General features: G+C 67.9%; 21 protein-coding genes. All 21 read right to left on the bottom strand.

What is annotated here, in order from left to right; translation table 11 throughout:
- Nucleotides 1-96: 96 nt before the first annotated feature.
- Nucleotides 97-372, bottom strand: coding sequence for a 30S ribosomal protein S17 (rpsQ, locus tag C1I93_RS07315; RefSeq protein WP_111242466.1), 276 nt, complete (start codon nucleotides 370-372; stop codon nucleotides 97-99).
- The gene (gene rpmC / locus C1I93_RS07320; RefSeq protein ID WP_111242467.1) at nucleotides 369-605 is read right to left on the bottom strand and encodes a 50S ribosomal protein L29; all 237 of its coding nucleotides are present in this window, start codon (nucleotides 603-605) and stop codon (nucleotides 369-371) included. The genes rpsQ and rpmC overlap by 4 nt, the downstream gene beginning before the upstream one ends.
- The gene (gene rplP / locus C1I93_RS07325) at nucleotides 605-1,030 is read right to left on the bottom strand and encodes a 50S ribosomal protein L16 (RefSeq protein ID WP_007465292.1); all 426 of its coding nucleotides are present in this window, start codon (nucleotides 1,028-1,030) and stop codon (nucleotides 605-607) included. Before rplP ends, rpmC begins: the two co-directional genes overlap by 1 nt.
- 3 nt (nucleotides 1,031-1,033) lie before the next feature.
- Nucleotides 1,034-1,906, bottom strand: a complete 873-nt coding sequence (rpsC, locus tag C1I93_RS07330) for a 30S ribosomal protein S3 (RefSeq protein WP_111242468.1) — start codon at nucleotides 1,904-1,906, stop codon at nucleotides 1,034-1,036.
- A complete protein-coding gene (rplV, locus tag C1I93_RS07335; protein WP_111242469.1) occupies nucleotides 1,906-2,358 on the bottom strand; it encodes a 50S ribosomal protein L22 in 453 nt (150 codons plus the stop codon). The genes rpsC and rplV overlap by 1 nt, the downstream gene beginning before the upstream one ends.
- Nucleotides 2,359-2,398: 40 nt before the next feature.
- Nucleotides 2,399-2,680 carry a 30S ribosomal protein S19 gene (gene rpsS / locus C1I93_RS07340; RefSeq protein WP_091079388.1) on the bottom strand — a complete coding sequence of 94 codons (282 nt, stop codon included), beginning with the start codon at nucleotides 2,678-2,680 and terminating at the stop codon, nucleotides 2,399-2,401.
- A 12-nt stretch (nucleotides 2,681-2,692) separates the two neighbouring features.
- A complete protein-coding gene (gene rplB, locus C1I93_RS07345; RefSeq protein ID WP_111242470.1) occupies nucleotides 2,693-3,532 on the bottom strand; it encodes a 50S ribosomal protein L2 in 840 nt (279 codons plus the stop codon).
- A gap of 12 nt (nucleotides 3,533-3,544) precedes the next feature.
- Complete coding sequence (gene rplW, locus C1I93_RS07350; protein WP_093403611.1) at nucleotides 3,545-3,847, bottom strand: 50S ribosomal protein L23; 303 nt, start codon at nucleotides 3,845-3,847, stop codon at nucleotides 3,545-3,547.
- Nucleotides 3,844-4,521, bottom strand: a complete 678-nt coding sequence (gene rplD / locus C1I93_RS07355; RefSeq protein ID WP_111242471.1) for a 50S ribosomal protein L4 — start codon at nucleotides 4,519-4,521, stop codon at nucleotides 3,844-3,846. Before rplD ends, rplW begins: the two co-directional genes overlap by 4 nt.
- Complete coding sequence (gene rplC, locus C1I93_RS07360; RefSeq protein WP_111242472.1) at nucleotides 4,518-5,177, bottom strand: 50S ribosomal protein L3; 660 nt, start codon at nucleotides 5,175-5,177, stop codon at nucleotides 4,518-4,520. Before rplC ends, rplD begins: the two co-directional genes overlap by 4 nt.
- Before the next feature lie 11 nt (nucleotides 5,178-5,188).
- Nucleotides 5,189-5,497: a 30S ribosomal protein S10 gene (gene rpsJ / locus C1I93_RS07365; RefSeq protein ID WP_007073037.1), complete on the bottom strand. Its 309-nt coding sequence runs from the start codon at nucleotides 5,495-5,497 to the stop codon at nucleotides 5,189-5,191.
- Nucleotides 5,498-5,846: 349 nt separating this feature from the next.
- Complete coding sequence (gene tuf, locus C1I93_RS07370) at nucleotides 5,847-7,040, bottom strand: elongation factor Tu (protein ID WP_099849588.1); 1,194 nt, start codon at nucleotides 7,038-7,040, stop codon at nucleotides 5,847-5,849.
- A 214-nt stretch (nucleotides 7,041-7,254) separates the two neighbouring features.
- Nucleotides 7,255-9,351 (bottom strand): elongation factor G, encoded by a 2,097-nt coding sequence (gene fusA / locus C1I93_RS07375; protein ID WP_111242473.1) that lies wholly within the window; start codon nucleotides 9,349-9,351, stop codon nucleotides 7,255-7,257.
- Between the two features lie 75 nt (nucleotides 9,352-9,426).
- Nucleotides 9,427-9,897, bottom strand: coding sequence for a 30S ribosomal protein S7 (gene rpsG, locus C1I93_RS07380; protein ID WP_013735957.1), 471 nt, complete (start codon nucleotides 9,895-9,897; stop codon nucleotides 9,427-9,429).
- A 1-nt stretch (nucleotide 9,898) separates the two neighbouring features.
- Entirely contained in the window at nucleotides 9,899-10,273 is a 375-nt protein-coding gene (gene rpsL / locus C1I93_RS07385) for a 30S ribosomal protein S12 (protein ID WP_013735958.1), read from the bottom strand.
- A gap of 477 nt (nucleotides 10,274-10,750) precedes the next feature.
- The gene (locus tag C1I93_RS07390; RefSeq protein ID WP_111242481.1) at nucleotides 10,751-11,122 is read right to left on the bottom strand and encodes a hypothetical protein; all 372 of its coding nucleotides are present in this window, start codon (nucleotides 11,120-11,122) and stop codon (nucleotides 10,751-10,753) included.
- A gap of 340 nt (nucleotides 11,123-11,462) precedes the next feature.
- Nucleotides 11,463-11,837, bottom strand: coding sequence for a hypothetical protein (locus C1I93_RS07395; protein WP_111242474.1), 375 nt, complete (start codon nucleotides 11,835-11,837; stop codon nucleotides 11,463-11,465).
- Between the two features lie 139 nt (nucleotides 11,838-11,976).
- The gene (locus tag C1I93_RS07400; RefSeq protein WP_111242475.1) at nucleotides 11,977-15,864 is read right to left on the bottom strand and encodes a DNA-directed RNA polymerase subunit beta'; all 3,888 of its coding nucleotides are present in this window, start codon (nucleotides 15,862-15,864) and stop codon (nucleotides 11,977-11,979) included.
- 91 nt (nucleotides 15,865-15,955) lie between these two features.
- Nucleotides 15,956-19,387, bottom strand: a complete 3,432-nt coding sequence (gene rpoB, locus C1I93_RS07405; RefSeq protein ID WP_111242476.1) for a DNA-directed RNA polymerase subunit beta — start codon at nucleotides 19,385-19,387, stop codon at nucleotides 15,956-15,958.
- Between the two features lie 587 nt (nucleotides 19,388-19,974).
- Nucleotides 19,975-20,361 carry a 50S ribosomal protein L7/L12 gene (gene rplL / locus C1I93_RS07415; protein WP_111242478.1) on the bottom strand — a complete coding sequence of 129 codons (387 nt, stop codon included), beginning with the start codon at nucleotides 20,359-20,361 and terminating at the stop codon, nucleotides 19,975-19,977.
- A 55-nt stretch (nucleotides 20,362-20,416) separates the two neighbouring features.
- Nucleotides 20,417-20,965 (bottom strand): 50S ribosomal protein L10, encoded by a 549-nt coding sequence (rplJ, locus tag C1I93_RS07420; RefSeq protein WP_111242479.1) that lies wholly within the window; start codon nucleotides 20,963-20,965, stop codon nucleotides 20,417-20,419.
- Nucleotides 20,966-21,248 lie beyond the last annotated feature (283 nt).

The following is a 21,248-nucleotide window of genomic DNA, read 5'->3' on the forward strand; positions in this document are numbered from 1 at the left end:
TCTATCTCCTATGTCTGCCGGTTCTCCGGCCGCCGGGGCGGCCGGAGCCTGGCGGAACCTGCGCCCGACCGGACCCCGGCCGAGCTCGAGCCTTCGCTACTTGGCCTTCTCGAGGATCTCCACGAGCCGCCACCGCTTGGTGGCGGACAGCGGCCGGGTCTCCATGATCAGGACCCGGTCGCCGATGCCAGCGGCGTTCTGCTCGTCGTGGACCTTGAGCTTGCTGGTCCGGCGCATGATCTTGCCGTACAGCGCGTGCTTGACCCGGTCCTCGACCTCGACGACAACGGTCTTGTCCATCTTGTCGCTGACCACGAGGCCCTCACGCACCTTGCGACGGCCGCGCGTGACGGTGGTGGTGTTCTCGCTCATCCTGCAGTCACCTCAGTCGGCGCGGTCGAGAGCCCCAGCTCACGCTCACGCATGATCGTGTAGATCCGGGCGATCTCCCGACGGATGACCTGCAACCGCCGGTTGTTGTCCAGCTGCCCGGTCGCGCCCTGCACGCGGAGGTTGAACAGCTCCGCCTTGGCCTCACGCAGCTTCGTGACCAGCTCCTCCTGGGAGAGTTCACGCAGCTCCGCGGCCTTAACGCCCGCTGCCATCAGGATTCACCCACTTCGCGCGTCACAATGCGGCACTTCATCGGGAGCTTGTGGATCGCGCGACGCATCGCCTCTCGCGCGATCTGCTCGTTGGGGAAGGACATCTCGAAGAGCACCCGCCCCGGCTTCACGTTGGCGACCCACCACTCCGGCGAGCCCTTACCGGAACCCATCCGGGTCTCGGCCGGCTTCTTGGTGAGGGCCTGGTCCGGGAAGATGGTGATCCAGACCTTGCCGCCACGCTTGATGTGGCGGGTCATCGCGATACGCGCCGACTCGATCTGCCGGTTGGTCACGTACGCCGGCTCCAGAGCCTGGATCCCGAACTCGCCGAACACCACCCGGTTGCCACCCTTGGACGCGCCACTGCGGTCCGGGTGGTGCGGCTTGCGGAAGCCCTTCGGGGGCTTGCGCGGCATCAGCATCTGTCAGCCCTCCTGCTGCGTTTCTGCCGGCTGAGCACCGGTGGCGGCCGCCGCGACAGCACTCGCGTCCACCGGCTCACCGCTCGGCGTCTCGGCCTGCTGCCCGACGGTCGTCGCGGCAGCCCGGCCGGCCTCGGTGCCACCGGAGGTCGTGCCGGACGAACCGGACCGACCACGACGCGGCCGCTCAGGGCGGTCACCGCGCTCCCGGCGCGGGCGCGACGGAGCCTCGGTCGGGGTCTCCCGACCCGGCACCGCGTCGCCCTTGTAGATCCAGACCTTCACGCCGATGCGGCCGAAGGTGGTACGGGCCTCGAAGAAGCCGTACTCGATGTTGGCCCGCAGCGTGTGCAGCGGAACCCGACCCTCGCGGTAGAACTCCGTACGGCTCATCTCGGCGCCGCCGAGGCGACCCGAGACCTGCACCCGGATGCCCTTGCACATCGGGTTCTTCATCGCCGACTGCATCGCCTTGCGCATCGCCCGACGGAAGCTGACCCGGCTGGAGAGCTGCTCGGCCACGCCCTGGGCAACCAGCTGCGCGTCCGACTCGGGGTTCTTCACCTCGATGATGTTCAGCTGCACCTGCTTGCCGGTGAGCTTCTCCAGCTCGCCGCGGATCCGGTCGGCCTCCGCACCCTTACGGCCGATGACGATGCCCGGCCGGGCGGTGTGGATGTCGACGCGGACCCGGTCGCGGGTGCGCTCGATGTCGACCTTCGAAATGCCGGCGCGCTCCAAGCCCTTGGACATCATCCGGCGGATCTTGACATCCTCGCCGATGTAGTCCTTGTAGAGCTTGTCCGCGAACCAGCGGGACTTCCAGTCGGTCGAGATGCCGAGCCGGAACCCGTGCGGGTGAACCTTCTGACCCATTACTCGGCGCCCTCCGTGTTGCTCTGCGTCTCAGCCGGCTCGGTCTGCTTCGCCGGAGCGGTCTTCTTGGCCGACTTCGGCGCGGCCGGCGCAACCGCCTCGACCGCCACGGTGATGTGGCAGGTGCGCTTGCGGATCCGGTATGCCCGGCCCTGCGCCCGCGGCTGGAACCGCTTCATGGTCGGGCCCTCGTCCACGTACGCCTCGCTGACGAGCAGCGCGTCGGGGTCCAGCCGCTCGTTGTTCTCCGCGTTGGCGATCGCACTCGCGAGCACCTTGTACACCTGCTCGCTCGCCGCCTGCGGCGCGAACTGCAGCACCGTGAGCGCCTCCTTCGCGGGCAGGCCGCGGACGAGGTTGACCACCCGGCGCGCCTTCGTCGGCGAGATGCGCACGTGCCGCGCAATCGCCCGCGCGCCCGGAAGCACCGGAGCGTCGCCCTTTCCTGGCATCGCTGTAACCCCTTGATCCTCTATCCGTATGCCCGCGGCGTCAGCGCCGGCGGCTCTTCCGGTCGTCCTTCTCGTGACCCTTGAACGTGCGGGTCAGCGCGAACTCGCCGAGCTTGTGCCCGACCATCGCCTCGGTCACGAACACGGGGACGTGCTTACGTCCGTCGTGCACCGCGATCGTGTGCCCGAGCATGTCCGGGATGATCGTGGATCGGCGCGACCAGGTCTTGATGACGTTCTTCGAGCCCTTCTCGTTCTGCGTCTCCACCTTCTTGAGCAGGTGGTCGTCGACGAACGGGCCCTTCTTCAGGCTGCGAGGCATGTCTTATCTCCCTCAGCCGCGCTTACGCGTGGCGTAGCGGCGGCGGACGATCAGCCGGTCACTCGGCTGGCCCTTACGACGGGTACGGCCCTCGGGCTTACCCTGCGGGTTGACCGGGTGGCGACCACCGGAGGTCTTGCCCTCACCACCACCGTGCGGGTGGTCGACCGGGTTCATCGCGACACCACGAACGGTCGGGCGCTTGCCCTTCCACCGCATCCGGCCGGCCTTGCCCCAGTTGATGTTTGACTGGTCGGCGTTGCCGATCTCCCCGACGCTGGCGCGGCACCGCACGTCGACCCGCCGGATCTCACCCGACGGCATACGCAGGGTCGCGTACACGCCCTCACGGCCGAGCAGCTGAATGCCGACGCCCGCCGAACGGGCCAGCTTGGCACCGCCACCGGGACGCAGCTCCACGTTGTGGATCGTCGTACCGACCGGGATGTTGCGCAGCGGCAGGTTGTTGCCCGGCTTGATGTCGGCGCCCGGACCCGACTCGACGCGGTCGCCCTGCTTCAGGTCCTTCGGCGCGAGGATGTAGCGCTTCTCGCCGTCGGCGTAGTGCAGCAGCGCGATACGCGCGGTGCGGTTCGGGTCGTACTCGATGTGCGCGACCTTGGCCGGCACACCGTCCTTGTCGACCCGCTTGAAGTCGATGATCCGGTACTGGCGCTTGTGCCCGCCGCCCTGGTGCCGCGCCGTGATCCGGCCGTGAACGTTCCGGCCGCCCTTCTTCGGCAGCGGTGCCAGCAGCGACTTCTCCGGCGTCGACCGGGTGATCTCGGCGAAGTCGGCGACGCTGGAGCCACGCCGGCCCGGCGTCGTCGGCTTGTACTTACGGATTGCCATTGTCTACACCCCTCAGCTGACCGGGCCGCCGAAGGCCTCGATGCGGTCGCCCTCAGCCAGCTTCACCATCGCGCGCTTGGTGTCCTTGCGCTTGCCGAACCCGGTACGGGTCCGCTTGCGCTTGCCCTCGCGGTTGAGCGTGTTGACCGTCAGGACGCGGACGTTGAAGATCTGCTCGATGGCGATCTTGATCGCGGTCTTGTTCGCGTCCGGGTGCACCAGGAAGGTGTACCAGTTGCGGTTCAGCTCGCTGTAGCTCTTCTCCGAGACGACCGGCGCCACGATGATGTCGCGCGGGTCGGCGATCGTGCTCACTTGCCACCCTCCTCGGTGGTCTCGGCGGACCCGGCCGCCGGGCCGACCTCCGTCGGCAGCCCCAGGAACTCGTCCAGGGCCCCCTTGGTGAAGACCACGTCGTCGGCCACCAGCACGTCGTACGTGTTGAGCTGGCCGGCCTCGATCAGGTGCACCCGCGGCTCGTTGCGCAGCGACACCCAGTTCAGCTCGTCGGTGCTGCTCAGCACGACCAGCACCCGGCGGGCGGTGGTCAGCTTGGCGAGCGTGGCCAGCGCGGCCTTGGTCGACGGCTTCTCGCCCGAGACGAACGCCTCGACGACGTGCAGCTGGCCGGCGCGGGCCCGGTCGGAGAGGGCCCCACGCAGAGCGGCGGCCTTCATCTTCTTCGGGGTGCGCTGGCTGTAGTCGCGCGGCACCGGGCCGTGCACCACGCCACCGCCGGCGAACTGCGGCGCGCGGATCGAGCCCTGCCGGGCCCGACCGGTGCCCTTCTGCTTGTACGGCTTCTTGCCGCCGCCGGCGACCTCGCCCCGGGTCTTGGTCTTGTGCGTGCCCTGCCGGGCCGCCGCGAGCTGCGCCACCACGACCTGGTGCATCAGCGGCATGTTGGCCTGCACATCGAAGATGTCGGCGGGCAGCTCAACCGAGCCGGTCTTGGTGCCTTCGCTGTTCAGGACGTCAACGGTGGTCACTTGGCCACACCGCCCTTCTTCCCCTTGGCCGCGGTGCGGACCAGAACCAACGCGCCCTTGGGACCGGGGATGGCACCCCGGACGAGCAGGAGGTTGTTCTCGGTGTCGACCGCCTGGACGGTCAGGTTCTGCACGGTGTAGCGCACGCCGCCCATGCGGCCCGCCATCCGGGTGCCCTTGAAGACGCGACCCGGGGTGGCGCAGGCGCCGATGGAGCCCGGCGAGCGGTGCTTGCGCTCGACACCGTGGCTGGCGCGCAGACCGTGGAAGCCGTGCCGCTTCATCGGGCCGGCGTAGCCCTTGCCCTTGGTCTTGCCGGTGACGTCGACCGAGACGCCGACCGGGAACTCCTCGACCGTGACCTCCTGGCCGAGCGAGTAGTCCGCCGCGTCGGTGGTGCGCAGCTCGACGATGTGCCGGCGCGGCGCCACGTCAGCCTTGGCGTAGTGCCCGCGGAGCGGCTGCTTGACCTTGCGCGGGTCGATCGTGCCGTACGCCAGCTGGACCGCGGAGTAACCGTCCTTGTCGGCGTCACGAACCTGGGTGATGACGCAGGGGCCGGCCTGAACCACGGTCACCGGGACAACCTTGTTGTTGTCCCAGACCTGGGTCATGCCGAGCTTTGCGCCCAGGATCCCCTTAACTTGCCTGTCCATGTGTCCGGTCCCTACAGCTTGATCTCGATGTCGACGCCAGCCGGCAGGTCGAGGCGCATGAGCGAGTCGACCGTCTTCGGGGTCGGGTCGATGATGTCGATCAGCCGCTTGTGCGTACGCATCTCGAAGTGCTCGCGCGAGTCCTTGTACTTGTGCGGCGAGCGGATGACGCAGAAACGGTTGATCTCCGTGGGCAGCGGCACCGGGCCCGCGACCTGCGCCCCGGTACGCGTCACCGTCTCGACGATCTTCCGAGCCGAGGAGTCGACGACCTCGTGGTCATAGGCCTTGAGCCGGATGCGGATCTTCTGTCCCGCCATGGTGGCTTCTGTTCCTTCTCTCGATGCCGCTGTGTTGCGGGTGCCTGTACCGGCTGGCACAGGCCCTCTTCGCCCACCCCCGCGGTCGGGCGTGTCGCGCCCTGGGGTCAGGCTCCGCCCCGACACTTCGGAGCGATCCTGACCGCGGTGGGTCCAGGCGCCGATCGCGCTACCGCGACCTGAACGCCGCGCGAGGGTGGTTGGCGGCTGGACCGCCAACCACCCCACGCCCGACTGCTCTGCCCACCCGGAGGTTCAGCGTGAGCCGAACACAGGGGGCGAACTGTCGTTACGCAACCTGACTAGTATGCCGCACGACCGGCGGCGGGTCTAATCGGGGTTACCCAGCTCACTTGATGATCTTGGTGACGCGACCAGCGCCAACCGTACGGCCACCCTCCCGGATCGCGAACTTGAGGTTGTCCTCCATCGCGATGGGCTGGATCAGCTTCACGGTCATCGTGGTGTTGTCGCCAGGCATGACCATCTCGGTGCCCTCGGGGAGGGTGACGACACCGGTGACGTCCGTGGTCCGGAAGTAGAACTGCGGGCGGTAGTTCTGGAAGAACGGGGTGTGCCGGCCACCCTCCTCCTTGGAGAGGATGTAGACGGTCGCCTCGAACTCCGTGTGCGGGGTGCTGGTGCCCGGCTTGACGACCACCATGCCGCGCTCGACGTCCTCGCGCTTGATGCCCCGCAGCAGCAGACCGACGTTCTCACCCGCGCGGGCCTCGTCGAGCAGCTTGCGGAACATCTCGATGCCGGTGCAGACCGTCTTCTGCGACTTCTCGCGGATACCGACGATCTCCACCTCCTCGTTCGGCTTGAGCACGCCACGCTCGGCGCGGCCGGTGACCACGGTGCCACGACCGGTGATCGTGAAGACGTCCTCGATCGGCATCAGGAACGGCTTCTCGGTCTCGCGCTCCGGCTGCGGGATCGCGGTGTCGACGGCGTTCATCAGCTCCAGCAGGCGACCGGTCCACTCCGGGTCGCCCTCTAGGGCCTTGAGCGCCGAGACACGCACGACCGGCAGGTCGTCGCCCGGGTATTCCTGCGCCGAGAGCAGCTCACGAACCTCGAGCTCGACGAGCTCCAGCAGCTCCTCGTCATCGACCATGTCGCTCTTGTTGAGCGCCACGACGATGTACGGCACGCCGACCTGGCGGGCCAGCAGCACGTGCTCGCGGGTCTGCGGCATCGGGCCGTCGGTCGCGGCGACCACCAGGATCGCGCCGTCCATCTGGGCGGCACCGGTGATCATGTTCTTGATGTAGTCGGCGTGACCGGGGCAGTCGACGTGCGCGTAGTGCCGCGCCTCGGTCTGGTACTCGACGTGCGCGATCGAGATCGTGATGCCGCGGGCCTTCTCCTCCGGCGCCTTGTCGATCTCGTCGAACGGCGTGTACGGGTTCAGGTCCGGGTACTGGTCGTGCAGGACCTTGGTGATGGCCGCCGTCAGCGTCGTCTTACCGTGGTCGATGTGACCAATGGTGCCGATGTTGACGTGCGGCTTAGTCCGCTCGAACTTCGCCTTCGCCACTGGTGTCCTCCTGTGGACTTCTTGGTTCGTTCGCCCCGGTGCGCCAGGTCGGCGCTTAGGACTCTGTCGACAGCCTTTCCGGCCTGAGGGGCCGGAGAGCTTTTGTGGGTTCTGCGGCGATGAAGCCTACAGGCCCGGAATTCACACAATCCGACCGAGGTGGTCGCAGTCGGGGAATCCTCCCGCGACCACCTCGGATCAGCTCAGGTGAGCGTCACTCACCCGTCGCCTTGGCGATGATCTCCTTGGCGACCGAGGACGGGACCTCGGCGTAGGAGTCGAACTGCATGCTGTAGCTAGCCCGGCCCTGGGTCTTCGACCGCAGGTCGCCGACGTAGCCGAACATCTCCGACAACGGCACCAGAGCCCGGACGACACGGGCGCCGCTGCGCTCCTCCATCGCCTGGATGATGCCGCGGCGGGAGTTGAGGTCGCCGATGACGTCACCCATGTTCTCCTCAGGAGTGGTGACCTCAACGGCCATCATCGGCTCGAGCAACGCCGGATCGGCCTTGCGGGCCGCGTCCTTCATCACCATCGAGCCGGCGATCTTGAATGCCATTTCCGACGAGTCGACCTCGTGGTACTGGCCGTCCAGCAGCGTCAGCTTGACACCCACCAGCGGGAAGCCGGCGAGAATGCCGTACTGCATGGCGTCCTGGGCACCCGCGTCCACCGACGGGATGAACTCCCGGGGGATGCGGCCACCGGTGACGGCGTTGGCGAACTCGTACGTCGGGGCGTCGTTACCCAGCGGCAGCGGCTCCAGGCTGACGATCACCCGGGCGTACTGGCCGGAACCACCGGTCTGCTTCTTGTGGGTGTACTCGATCTTCTCCACCTTGCGGCGGATGGTCTCGCGGTACGCCACCTGCGGCTTACCGATGTTCGCCTCGACGTTGAACTCGCGGCGCATCCGGTCGACCAGGATGTCCAGGTGCAGCTCGCCCATGCCGGAGATGACCGTCTGACCGGTCTGGTCGTCCAGCTTGACGCGGAAGGTCGGGTCCTCCTCGGCCAGCCGCTGGATGGCGGTGCTGAGCTTCTCCTGGTCGGCCTTGGTCTTCGGCTCGATGGCGACCTCGATGACCGGCTCCGGGAAGGTCATCGACTCCAGGATGACCGGGTTCGCCGGGTCGCACAGGGTGTCACCGGTGGTGGTCTGCTTGAGACCCTGCACCGCGATGATGTCGCCAGCCTGGGCCGAGCCGCGCTCTTCCCGCTTGTTGGCGTGCATCTGGTAGATCTTGCCGATCCGCTCCTTGCGGTCCTTGGTGGAGTTGACCACCTGGGAGCCGGACTCGAGCGTGCCGGAGTAGATCCGGACGTAGGTGAGCTTGCCGAGGTGCTTGTCCGTCTGGATCTTGAAGGCCAGGCCGGAGAACGGCTCGGACACCGCCGGCTTACGCAGCAGCGGGGTCTCACCGTCGGTGGCGGTGCCCTCGATCGCCGGGATGTCCAGCGGCGACGGCAGGTACGCGACGACCGCGTCCAGCATCGGCTGGATGCCCTTGTTCTTGAACGCGGTGCCGGTGAGGACCGGGTTGGCCTTGCCGCCGATGGTGGCCCGACGGATGGCGGCCTTGATCTCCTCGACGGAGATCTCCTCGCCCTCCAGGTACTTCTCCATCACCGAGTCGTCGACGTCGGCGAGGGTCTCCATCAGCTTCTCGCGCCACTCGGCGGCGGAGTCGGCCAGCTCGGCCGGGATCTCCTCGACCGCGTAGTCCTCACCCTTCTGGGTCTCGCCACGCCAGGTGAGGGCACGCATCTCGACCAGGTCGACCACGCCGATGAAGTCGCTCTCGGCGCCGATCGGGATCTGGAGCACCAGCGGAGTGGCGTTCAGCCGGTCGATCATCATCTGCACGCAGCGGAAGAAGTCCGCGCCGGTGCGGTCGAGCTTGTTGACGAAGCACATCCGCGGGACGTTGTACTTGTCCGCCTGCCGCCAGACGTTCTCCGTCTGCGGCTCCACGCCGGCCACGCCGTCGTAGACCGCGACCGCACCGTCCAGCACCCGCAGCGACCGCTCCACCTCGACCGTGAAGTCGACGTGGCCGGGCGTGTCGATGATCTGGATCGTGTGGCCCTTCCACTCGCACTTCGTGGCGGCGGAAGTGATGGTGATACCGCGCTCCTGCTCCTGCTCCATCCAGTCCATGACGGCAGCGCCCTCGTGGACCTCACCGATCTTGTACGTGATACCGGTGTAGAACAGGATTCGCTCGGTGGTAGTGGTCTTACCGGCATCGATGTGCGCCATGATGCCGATGTTGCGTACGTTGGCGAGCGCGTCTGCGGCGGCCACTTCAATCCCTACTTATCGTCGTCTCGACACAACTGGTGGCGGTCCCGGCGCCGGTTGGGCGCCGGGACCAGGGTGTTACCAGCGGTAGTGCGCGAAGGCCTTGTTGGACTCCGCCATCTTGTGGGTGTCCTCACGCCGCTTGACGGCGGCGCCGAGGCCGTTGCTCGCGTCCAGCAGCTCGTTCATCAGCCGCTCGACCATGGTCTTCTCGCGCCGGGCGCGGGAGTACGTGACCAGCCAGCGCAGGCCCAGCGTGGTCGCCCGGGCCGGGCGGACCTCGACCGGCACCTGGTAGGTCGCGCCACCGACGCGGCGGCTGCGGACCTCGAGGGTCGGCTTGACGTTGTCCATCGCCCGCTTGAGGGTGACGACCGGGTCGGTGCCGGACTTCTCGCGGCAGCCCTCCAGGGCGGCGTACACGATGCGCTCGGCGAGCTGACGCTTGCCCCGCAGCAGGATCTTGTTCACCAGTTGGGTAACCAACGGCGAGTTGTACACCGGGTCAGCGACCAGCGGCTTCCGCGGAGCGGGTCCCTTACGCGGCATGTCAGCTCTTCTCCTTCTTCGCGCCGTAACGGCTGCGCGCCTGCTTGCGGTTACGGACACCCTGGGTGTCCAGCGAGCCGCGGACGATCTTGTAACGCACGCCGGGGAGGTCCTTCACCCGACCGCCGCGGACGAGCACGATCGAGTGCTCCTGCAGGTTGTGCCCGACACCCGGGATGTAGGCGGTCACCTCGACCTGGCTGCTGAGCTTGACACGAGCAACCTTGCGCAGCGCCGAGTTCGGCTTCTTCGGGGTTGTGGTGTACACGCGGGTGCACACGCCGCGCCGCTGAGGAGATCCCTTCAGCGCGGGGGTCTTGGTCTTGGTGGTCTTCGCCTGGCGGCCCTTTCGGACCAGCTGCTGAATGGTGGGCACCGGGTTTCTCCGCTCCCTTCGGCCGCATGTCGCGACCGCGCCGTCTGCCTGTAGCCGACCTGATGACCGGCTCTCCTACATTCCGACCAGGGCCACCTCGCGGAGGTCCCGGCACCCGCGGTCGGGCGTGTCGCCGTCGCACGGCCCCGGTTTCCGACGCGTACGCGCGGACCCGGGGTTTTTATCACCGGCACACGGGTCGCCGCAGGCCGGATCTTCTGGCTCAGTCGTGGTGCCAGCCGGGATTCCGGAAACCGGATCCAGCGCACGCACGAGTTGCCCGGGCAGGCCCGGGCACAAGGGGAAAGAGTACCTACCATAGCCGCGCAGGTCAAAACGGGAGACCCGCCGAACTTCACACCCCTCGGCGACCGGCCCCGTAGCTCCACACGCCCGTGATGGGCACCTACGACAACAAGTGTACCGGCTCTCCCGGAAACCGCCCGCCCAGCCCTGCAGCGGAGCCCACTCGGCCGATCAGGTCAGCGCCAGCAGCAACGCCAGCGCGACGCCCAACAAACTCAGCAGCAGCCCGATGCCACCACAGCTGATGCCGGCGATCGCGAGACCACGACCGGTGAAGCGAACCGCAGGCGGAGGCGCCGGTCGCCGGATCTGGCGCCAGCCCAGCAGCCCGACGACTATCGAACCGGCCCCGGTCAGGCCACCCAGCGCGGCGAAGGCACCGGCGGCCCACGCACCGCCGGCGCCGCCCCCCACCGCACCGAAGCAGATGACCAGGAACGACACCAAGATGGAGATGATCCCGCCGACCAGCGAGCCGACCGCCAGCCCCGAGGTGACCGGTGGCACGTCCAGATGCACCATCGCGAACGGCGTACCCGGCACGGGCTCCACCCGCTTCGGCGGGCGGGGAGGCTCCTGCGGCGGTGCCGGCGCGGCATGATGGCCGCCTCCCCAGCCCCGGCCGGGCGGCCAGCCCGGCGGCCCGGGTGGAGCCGGCGGGCCCGCTCCGCCCGGCGGCGGGAATCCCCCACCCGGCGACGGCGAAGCCCACCCGTCCGGTCGCGGCGTATCGGTCCCCGGAGGCCCGGCGTGGGGTGGAGCGGGCTCGCCGCTCGCGGGACGCGCCGGTTCCGTCACAGGGTCCTCCTCATCGGCCGCGACCACCACCGTGCGGTGGACACCGTCAGGCTACCGTCGTGGATCAGCTCAGGCGCCCGACCGGTCAGTCCACGTTCGGCGCGTAATCATGGCCGTAGGGCACCTCGGCGAGCCGGATCACACCGACCACCACCATGGCGATCACGGTCACCGCGACAAGTGTGAGGCCCGTCCAGGCCAGGCTCTCTCCCCGCCGCAGCCAGGCCGCGCCGGTGAGGAAACCCCCCGACGCGTACGCCTCACGGCGGGCCTGCCGAGCCAGGAGCAGTGCCACGGTGGCCGGCACCACTCCCCCGACCAGCAGACCGGTGAGCGCACCCATCAGCCCGAGCGCGAAGACCGCCCGCGCCTTGGTGGCGCGAACCGGATCCGGATCGAGTGGATGCCGGGGTGGCTCCGACGGCGAGGCGACCGGCGTGGCTCCGGCGGCGGTCGTCATACCTCCATCATGCCCGGTGCGGCCGGGCCATTTCCCGCCACCCGGCTTCAACGGCACGACCGGGTGGCGGGGTGCCACCGGCGCCGAGACGACGAGGCCCCCGGCATCCGCCGGGGGCCTCGTCGTCAGTGCGTCTGGATCAGCGGTACGACCCGAAGTCGAAGTCGTCCAGCGGCACCGCCTGGCCGCTGGCCGGCCCGAAGCCGTAGTCGGTCTCCGGGTAGCCGGTCATCGAGTAGACCTTGGCCTTCGCCTCCTCGGTCGGCTCGACCCGGACGTTGCGGTACTTGCTGATGCCGGTACCGGCCGGGATGAGCTTACCGATGATCACGTTCTCCTTGAGACCGATGAGCGAGTCACTACGGGCGTGGATCGCCGCGTCGGTCAGCACCCGGGTGGTCTCCTGGAAGGAGGCCGCCGAGAGCCAGGAGTCGGTGGCCAGCGACGCCTTGGTGATACCCATCAGCACCGGACGACCGGCGGCGGGCTCGCCACCCTCGCCGACGAGCCGGCGGTTCTCCGACTCGAACAGCGCCCGGTCGACGAGCACACCCGGCAGGAACTCGGTCGAGCCGGAGTCGATGACCGTCACCCGCTTGAGCATCTGGCGGATGATGATCTCGATGTGCTTGTCGTGGATGAGCACACCCTGCGAGCGGTAGACCTCCTGGACCTCCTGGGTCAGGTGGACCTGGACCGCACGCGGGCCGAGGATGCGCAGCAGCTCGTGCGGGTCGATGGTGCCCTCGGTGAGCTTCTCACCGACGTCGACGTGGTCGCCGTCGTGCGCCCGGAGCCGGACCCGCTTCGAGATCTTGTCGTACACGATCTCGTCGCTGCCGTCGTCCGGGATCACGACGATCTTGCGCGACCGCTCGCCGTCCTCGATCCGGATCCGGCCGGGGGTGTCGGCGATCGGCGCCTTGCCCTTCGGGATCCGGGCCTCGAAGATTTCCTGGACACGCGGCAGACCCTGGGTGATGTCCTCACCCGCGACGCCACCGGTGTGGAAGGTACGCATCGTCAGCTGGGTACCCGGCTCACCGATCGACTGGGCGGCGATGATGCCGACCGCCTCGCCGACGTCCACGATCTTGCCGGTCGGCAGCGAACGGCCGTAGCACGCACCGCAGACGCCCAGCTTCGACTCGCAGGTGAGCACGCTGCGCACCCGGACCGTCTCGACCCCGGCGGCGACGATCTTGTCGACTCCGATGGAGTTGATGTCCTGCCCCCGGTGGGCCACCACGGTGCCGTCCGGCCCCTTGATGTCGTCGGCGAGCGTACGTGCGTGCACGCTGGTCTCGGCGTGCTCGTGCACCACCAGCCGACCGTCGAGCTGCTGACCGATCTGCATCGGGATGGCCCGGTCGGTACCGCAGTCCTCCTCGCGGATGATGACGTCCTGCGAGACGTCCACCAGACGACGGGTCAGGTAACCCGAGTCGGCGGTACGCAGGGCGGTGTCCGCGAGACCCTTACGGGCACCGTGCGTGGAGATGAAGTACTCCAGCACGGACAGACCCTCCCGGTAGCTGGCCTTGATCGGCCGCGGGATGATCTCGCCCTTCGGGTTGGCCACCAGACCACGGATCGCCGCGATCTGCCGGAGCTGGAGCAGGTTACCGCGGGCACCCGAGTTGATCATCTTCCACAGCGGGTTCTCCTGCGGCAGCGCGGTGTCCATCTCCTTGGCGACCTCGTTCGTCGCCTTGGTCCAGATCTCGATGAGTTCGCCGCGACGCTCCTCGGCGGTCATCAGACCACGCTGGTACTGCTTGTCGATCCGGTCGGCTTCCTTCTCGTACCGCTCCAGGATCTCCCGCTTGCGCGGCGGAGCGATGACGTCCTCCATGCCGATGGTCACACCGGACCAGGTGGCCCAGTGGAAACCGGCCTCCTTGAGCCCGTCCAGGGTGGCGGCGAGCGCCACCTTCGGGAACCGCTCGGCGAGGTCGTTGACGATCGCGGAGAGCTGACCCTTGCGGATCTCGTAGTTCACGAACCGGTAGCCCTGCGGCAGCGTCTCGTTGAACAGCACCCGGCCGAGGGTGGTCTCCACGGTCAGCGGCTCACCCGGAACCCAGCCCTCGGGCGCGGTCCACGGCTGGCCGCCGGCACCGTTGTCGACCTCGACCACGTCGCGCAGTCGGATCTTGACCGGTGCCTGGAGGTGCAGCTCGCCGTTGTCGTACGCCATCCGCGCCTCGGCGTCCGAGCTGAACGCCCGGCCCTCCCCGCGCTCACCGGCGGTGAGGTGGGTGAGGTGGTAGAGGCCGATGACCATGTCCTGGGTGGGCATGGTGACCGGCTTGCCGTCGGCCGGCTTGAGGATGTTGTTCGACGACAGCATCAGGATCCGCGCCTCGGCCTGTGCCTCGGCGGAGAGCGGCACGTGCACCGCCATCTGGTCACCGTCGAAGTCGGCGTTGAACGCGGTGCAGACCAGCGGGTGGATCTGGATGGCCTTGCCCTCGACCAGCTGCGGCTCGAAGGCCTGGATGCCCAGTCGGTGCAGGGTGGGCGCCCGGTTGAGCAGCACCGGGTGCTCGCCGATGACCTCTTCCAGCACGTCCCACACGACCGGCCGCTGCCGCTCGACCATCCGCTTGGCGGACTTGATGTTCTGCGCGTGGTTGAGGTCGACCAGCCGCTTCATCACGAACGGCTTGAACAGCTCCAGCGCCATCTGCTTGGGCAGGCCGCACTGGTGCAGCTTGAGCTTCGGGCCGACCACGATGACCGAACGGCCGGAGTAGTCGACGCGCTTGCCGAGCAGGTTCTGGCGGAACCGGCCCTGCTTGCCCTTGAGCATGTCGGAGAGCGACTTCAGCGGACGGTTACCCGGACCGGTGACCGGCCGGCCACGGCGGCCGTTGTCGAACAGCGCGTCGACGGCCTCCTGCAGCATCCGCTTCTCGTTGTTGACGATGATCTCGGGCGCGCCGAGGTCGATCAGCCGCTTGAGCCGGTTGTTCCGGTTGATCACGCGGCGGTACAGGTCGTTCAGGTCGCTGGTGGCGAAGCGGCCACCGTCGAGCTGCACCATCGGACGCAGGTCCGGCGGGATCACCGGTACGCAGTCCAGCACCATGCCGAGCGGCGAGTTGCGGGTGTTCTGGAACGCCGCCACGACCTTCAGCCGCTTGAGCGCCCGGATCTTCCGCTGGCCCTTGCCGGTACGGATGGTCTCCCGCAGGCTCTCCGCCTCGGCTTCGAGGTCCATGTTCTGCACCAGGGCCTTGATCGCCTCGGCGCCCATGCCACCGGTGAAGTACTCGCCGAACCGGTCCCGCAGCTCGCGGTAGAGCAGCTCGTCGGTGACCAGCTGCTTCGGCTCCAGCTTGCGGAAGGTGTCAAGCACCTCGTCCAGGCGGTCGATCTCGCGCTGGGCCCGGTCGCGGATCTGGCGCATCTCGCGCTCTCCGCCCTCCTTGACCTTGCGCCGGACGTCCGCCTTCGCGCCCTCGGCCTCCAGCTCGGCCAGGTCGGCCTCGAGCTTGGCGGCCCGCTTCTCGATCTCCGAGTCGCGGCTGTTCTCCGACTGCCGCTTCTCGGCGAGGATCTCGTTCTCGATCGTCGAGAGGTCACGGTGACGCGACTCGGCGTCCACGCTCGTCACGACGTACGAGGCGAAGTAGATGATCTTTTCGAGGTCCTTGGGGGCGAGGTCCAGCAGGTAGCCCAGCCGGCTCGGCACGCCCTTGAAGTACCAGATGTGGGTCACCGGGGCGGCGAGCTCGATGTGGCCCATCCGCTCACGGCGAACCTTCGAGCGGGTCACCTCGACGCCGCAGCGCTCACAGATGATGCCCTTGAAGCGGACCCGCTTGTACTTGCCGCAGTAGCACTCCCAGTCACGCTGCGGACCGAAGATCTTCTCGCAGAAGAGCCCGTCCTTCTCCGGCTTGAGAGTGCGGTAGTTGATCGTCTCGGGCTTCTTGACCTCGCCGTGCGACCACTGACGGATGTCGTCGGCGGTCGCCAGCCCAATTCGCAACTCGTCGAAAAAGTTGACGTCGAGCACGTTCGATTCCCTCACACGTCGCTTGTTGCGTCAGCAGCTCAGCTCATCGGGTTCGGCCTCGGGGCGGGGTGACCCGCCCCGAGACCCCACGTCACACTTCCTCGACCGAGCTCGGCTCACGCCGGGAAAGGTCGATGCCCAGCTCTTCCGCGGCCCGGAACACCTCGTCGTCGGTCTCGCGCATCTCCAGGGCCACACCGTCGCTGGAGAGCACCTCGACGTTGAGGCACAGCGACTGAAGCTCCTTGAGCAACACCTTGAACGACTCCGGGATGCCCGGCTCTGGGATGTTCTCGCCCTTGACGATGGCCTCGTAGACCTTCACCCGGCCGAGCACGTCGTCGGACTTGATCGTGAGCAGCTCCTGCAGGGCGTACGCGGCACCGTATGCCTGCATCGCCCAGCACTCCATCTCACCGAAGCGCTGGCCACCGAACTGCGCCTTACCACCCAGCGGCTGCTGCGTGATCATCGAGTACGGACCGGTCGACCGCGCGTGGATCTTGTCGTCGACCAGGTGGTTCAGCTTCAGGATGTAGATGTAGCCGACCGCGATCGGGTCCGGCAGCGGCTCGCCGGAGCGACCGTCGAACAGCTGCGCCTTGCCGGAGGAGCCGATCAGCTGCTTGCCGTCCCGGTTGGGCAGGGTCGACGCGAGCAGACCGGAGATCTCCTCCTCGCGGGCACCGTCGAAGACCGGGGTCGCCACGTTGGAGTCCGGCTCCGAGGTGTCCGCACCGATCGACTGGAGCTGACGCTTCCAGTCGGCGTCTTCGCCCTCGACCTTCCAGCCCGTCTTGGCCACCCAGCCCAGGTGGGTCTCCAGCACCTGGCCGATGTTCATCCGGCTCGGCACACCCAGCGGGTTGAGCACGATGTCGACGGGGGTGCCGTCCTCCAGGAACGGCATGTCCTCGACCGGAAGGATCTTGGAGATGACGCCCTTGTTGCCGTGCCGGCCGGCGAGCTTGTCGCCGTCCTGGATCTTCCGCTTCTGGGCGACGTAGACCCGGACCAGCTCGTTGACGCCCGGCGGCAGCTCGTCGCCGTCCTCGCGGGAGAAGGTACGCACGCCGATGACCGTGCCGGTCTCACCGTGCGGCACCTTCAGCGAGGTGTCCCGGACCTCACGCGCCTTCTCACCGAAGATCGCGCGGAGCAGCCGCTCCTCCGGAGTCAGCTCGGTCTCACCCTTGGGCGTGACCTTGCCGACCAGGATGTCGCCGGGGACGACCTCGGCACCGATCCGGATGATGCCGCGCTCGTCGAGGTCGGCGAGCATTTCCTCGCTGACGTTCGGGATGTCGCGGGTGATCTCCTCCGGGCCGAGCTTGGTGTCCCGCGCGTCGACCTCGTGCTCCTCGATGTGGATCGAGGTGAGCACGTCCTGCTGCACGAGGCGCTGCGACAGGATGATCGCGTCCTCGTAGTTGTGGCCCTCCCAGCACATGAACGCCACGAGCAGGTTGCGCCCGAGCGCCATCTCGCCCTCGTCGGTGCACGGACCGTCGGCGATGACCTGGCCGGCCTCGACCCGGTCGCCCTCGAAGACCACAGGCTTCTGGTTGACGCAGGAGCCGGCGTTGGAGCGGCGGAACTTGTGCAGCAGGTACGTCCGGCGGTGACCGTCGTCCTGGTGAACCGTGATGTAGTCGGCGCAGAGGTCCTCGACCACGCCGCCGACCTCGGCCACGACCACGTCACCGGCGTCGACGGCGGCACGGTATTCCATGCCGGTGCCGACGAGCGGGGACTCGGCCTTGACCAGCGGCACGGCCTGACGCTGCATGTTCGCGCCCATCAGGGCCCGGTTCGCGTCGTCGTGCTCCAGGAACGGGATCATCGCGGTCGCGACCGAGGTCATCTGCCGCGGCGACACGTCCATGTAGTCCACCGCGGCCGGCGCGACGTCCTCGGTCTCGCCACCCTTACGGCGGACCAGGACGCGGTCCTCGGCGAACGTGCCGTCGGCCCGCAGCGGCGCGTTGGCCTGCGCCTTGACGAACCGGTCCTCCTCGTCCGCGGTCAGGTAGTCGATCTGGTCGGTGACCCGACCGTCAATGACCTTCCGGTACGGCGTCTCGATGAAGCCGAACGGGTTGACCCGGGCGAAGGTGGAGAGGGCGCCGATCAGGCCGATGTTCGGGCCTTCCGGCGTCTCGATCGGGCACATCCGGCCGTAGTGGGACGGGTGCACGTCACGGACCTCGAAGCCGGCCCGCTCCCGGGACAGACCACCCGGACCGAGCGCGCTCAGTCGACGCCGGTGGGTCAGGCCCGCCAGCGGGTTGGTCTGGTCCATGAACTGCGACAGCTGCGAGGTGCCGAAGAACTCCCGGATCGCGGCCACCACCGGGCGGATGTTGATCAGGGTCTGCGGCGTGATCGCCTCGACGTCCTGCGTGGTCATCCGCTCGCGGACGACGCGCTCCATCCGGGACAGGCCGACCCGAACCTGGTTCTGGATCAGCTCGCCCACGGTGCGCAGCCGCCGGTTGCCGAAGTGGTCGATGTCGTCGGCCTCGTAGCCCTCCTCACCGGCGTGCAGCCGGCAGAGGTACTCCACGGTGGCGACGATGTCGTCCTCGGTGAGCGTGCCCGTGGTGATCGGCACACTCAGCTCGAGCTTCTTGTTGAACTTGTATCGACCGACCTTGGCGACGTCGTACCGCTTCGGGTTGAAGAAGAGGTTGTCGAGCAGGGTCTGGGCGTTCTCGCGGGTCGGCGGCTCGCCAGGGCGCAGCTTGCGGTAGATGTCGAGGAGCGCCTCGTCCTGACCGGCGATGTGGTCCTTCTCGAGCGTGGTCATCATCAGCTCGGACCAACCGAACTTCTCACGGATCTGCTCGGCCGACCATCCGACGGCCTTGAGCAGCACCGTGACGGCCTGCCGCCGCTTACGGTCGATCCGTACGCCGACCGTGTCGCGCTTGTCGATGTCGAACTCCAGCCAGGCACCCCGGCTGGGGATGACCTTGACGCTGGACAGATCGCGGTCGGAGGTCTTGTCCGGCTGCTTGTCGAAGTAGACGCCAGGCGAACGGACGAGCTGGCTGACCACCACCCGCTCGGTGCCGTTGATGATGAAGGTGCCCTTCGGCGTCATCATCGGGAAGTCACCCATGAACACCGTCTGGCTCTTGATCTCGCCGGTGGTGTTGTTGGTGAACTCCGCGGTCACGAAGAGTGGCGCGCAGTAGGTGAGATCCTTCTCCTTGCACTCCTCGATCGAGGCCTTGACCTCGTCGAAGCGCGGTGCCGAGAAGGAAAGCGACATGGTGCCGGAGAAGTCCTCAATGGGACTGATTTCGTCGAGGATTTCCGCGAGACCCGAGCGTGCGTGCGGGTCGTCCGCCGACCGGCCCTGCCAAGCCTCGTTGCCGACGAGCCAGTCGAAGGACTCGTTCTGAATGGCGAGGAGGTTGGGGACCTCGAGGTGTTCGGTGATCCGGCCGAAGGAAACTCGGCGGGGAGCGAATGCGCTCGACGTACGACTGGTCTTCGCAGGGCGGGAAGCTGCCAAGATGCGTCCTTCCGAGGACCGGTGCTGCAGAACGGCTGGTACGCGTGCACTCCAATGACCCCACCAGAAATATCCACAATCGGACATTTCCGAGCAGGGGTCAAGTCGGAAGGCAGCGCAAACTAGCAGTGTAGCCGAGAGGCTAACCGCTGTCCAGCCCACCCCGCAGGCCGTTGCGGATCTGGTCACGGGACCCTGCAACCGGGTCACACCGGACCGCTCGGAACGCAACGTTCCTGCCGGGCCGCTCGGGTGCTGGCGGCTCGATGGTGCTGCCGCTTCACCTACCCACGCGGTGGCCGTCGCAAGCGCGGAAGGTCTTGCTGATGTCAGCGTGCCTGGCAGCCCTGGGCCGCGTCAAGGGCGGCATCGCCATCCGGACCTCTTTCCACCCGGCGGAGCGGGACTCCGACTGGCGGCGCGCGGCGCGGTCCCCGTCGGCGCGGGCGACCGCCCGGCGCGACGACGACCTGCTCGCGCCGCCCGCCACGAGCACGGCGGGCGACGATCCGTGCACCGGATCGCCGCCCGCCGCGACGTGCTGTGCCCCCGCTCACCCGAGCTGGGGCGGCCAGGTGAGGCTCAGATCACTTGAGGGTGACCTTGGCGCCTTCGCCCTCCAGCTTGGCCTTGGCCTTCTCGGCGGTCTCCTTGTTGACCTTCTCCAGGATGGCCTTCGGCGCGGACTCGACCGCGTCCTTGGCCTCCTTCAGGCCCAGGCCGGTCAGCTCACGGACGACCTTGATGACCTGGATCTTCTTGCCACCGTCGGCCTCGAGGACGACGTCGAACTCGTCCTTCTCCGGCTCGGCCTCGGCGGCCGGGCCAGCCGGGCCGGCCGGGCCGGCGACGGCGACCGGAGCGGCGGCGGTGACCTCGAAGGTCTCCTCGAACTGCTTCACGAACTCGGAGAGCTCGATCAGCGTCATCTCCTTGAACGCGTCGAGCAGCTCGTCGGTGCTGAGCTTCGCCATGTCTGGCGTCCTTTCCTCAAAGGTTTATCTAAGAACGTGGTGCGTCGGGCGAGCCTCAGGCCGCCTCGGCGCCCTCTTCCTTCTCGCGCTTGTCCGCAAGAGCGGCCGCCAGGCGGGCGGTCTTCGACAGCGGGGCCTGGAACAGGGCCGCGGCCTTGCTCAGGTTGCCCTTCATCGCGCCGGCCAGCTTGGCCAGCAGCACCTCGCGGGACTCCAGGTCGGCGAGCTTCGTGACCTCGGCCGCGGAAATGGCCTTGCCCTCGAAGACGCCACCCTTGATGACGAGCTTCGGGTTGGCCTTCGCGAAGTCACGAAGACCCTTCGCCGCCTCGACGACGTCGCCCGAAACGAAAGTCAGCGCGGTAGGACCGGTGAACAGCTCGTCGAGGCCGGAGATGCCCGCGTCCGCCGCGGCACGCTTGGCCAGCGTGTTCTTGGCGACCGTGTAGCTGGTCTCCTTACCGAGCGAGCGCCGCAGCTGGGTGAGCTGGGAAACCGTCAGACCGCGGTACTCGGTCAGCACGGTGGCACCCGCGCTGCGGAAGCTCTCGGTCAGCTCAGCAACAGCCGTGGCCTTGTCGGCCCGGATCGGCTTGTCCGCCATGTCCCTCCTCTCTCGTTGCTTCGCGGCTGGTCACCGTCGCAGGCGAGGCTGCGACAGGAGCGGAGGATCGCGGCAACAGAAAAGCCCCGGCGCAGGGCGCACGGGGCGAGGTCGGCGGCCAATCATCGCAGTCGGCGGACCACGGGATGCTGCCGATGTTCGCTTGCCGCCCTGCGCGGGTCGCCCGTCATCACGGAACCTTCGACCGTGCCGAGGCACGGTGACCAGCGGTCTCTGGGTGGAACGTCGGCCAGACAAACTGACCAACGCTCCCACCCTACCC

The organism is Micromonospora endophytica (assembly GCF_003236305.1).
Taxonomy (GTDB): Bacteria; Actinomycetota; Actinomycetes; order Mycobacteriales; family Micromonosporaceae; genus Micromonospora; species Micromonospora endophytica.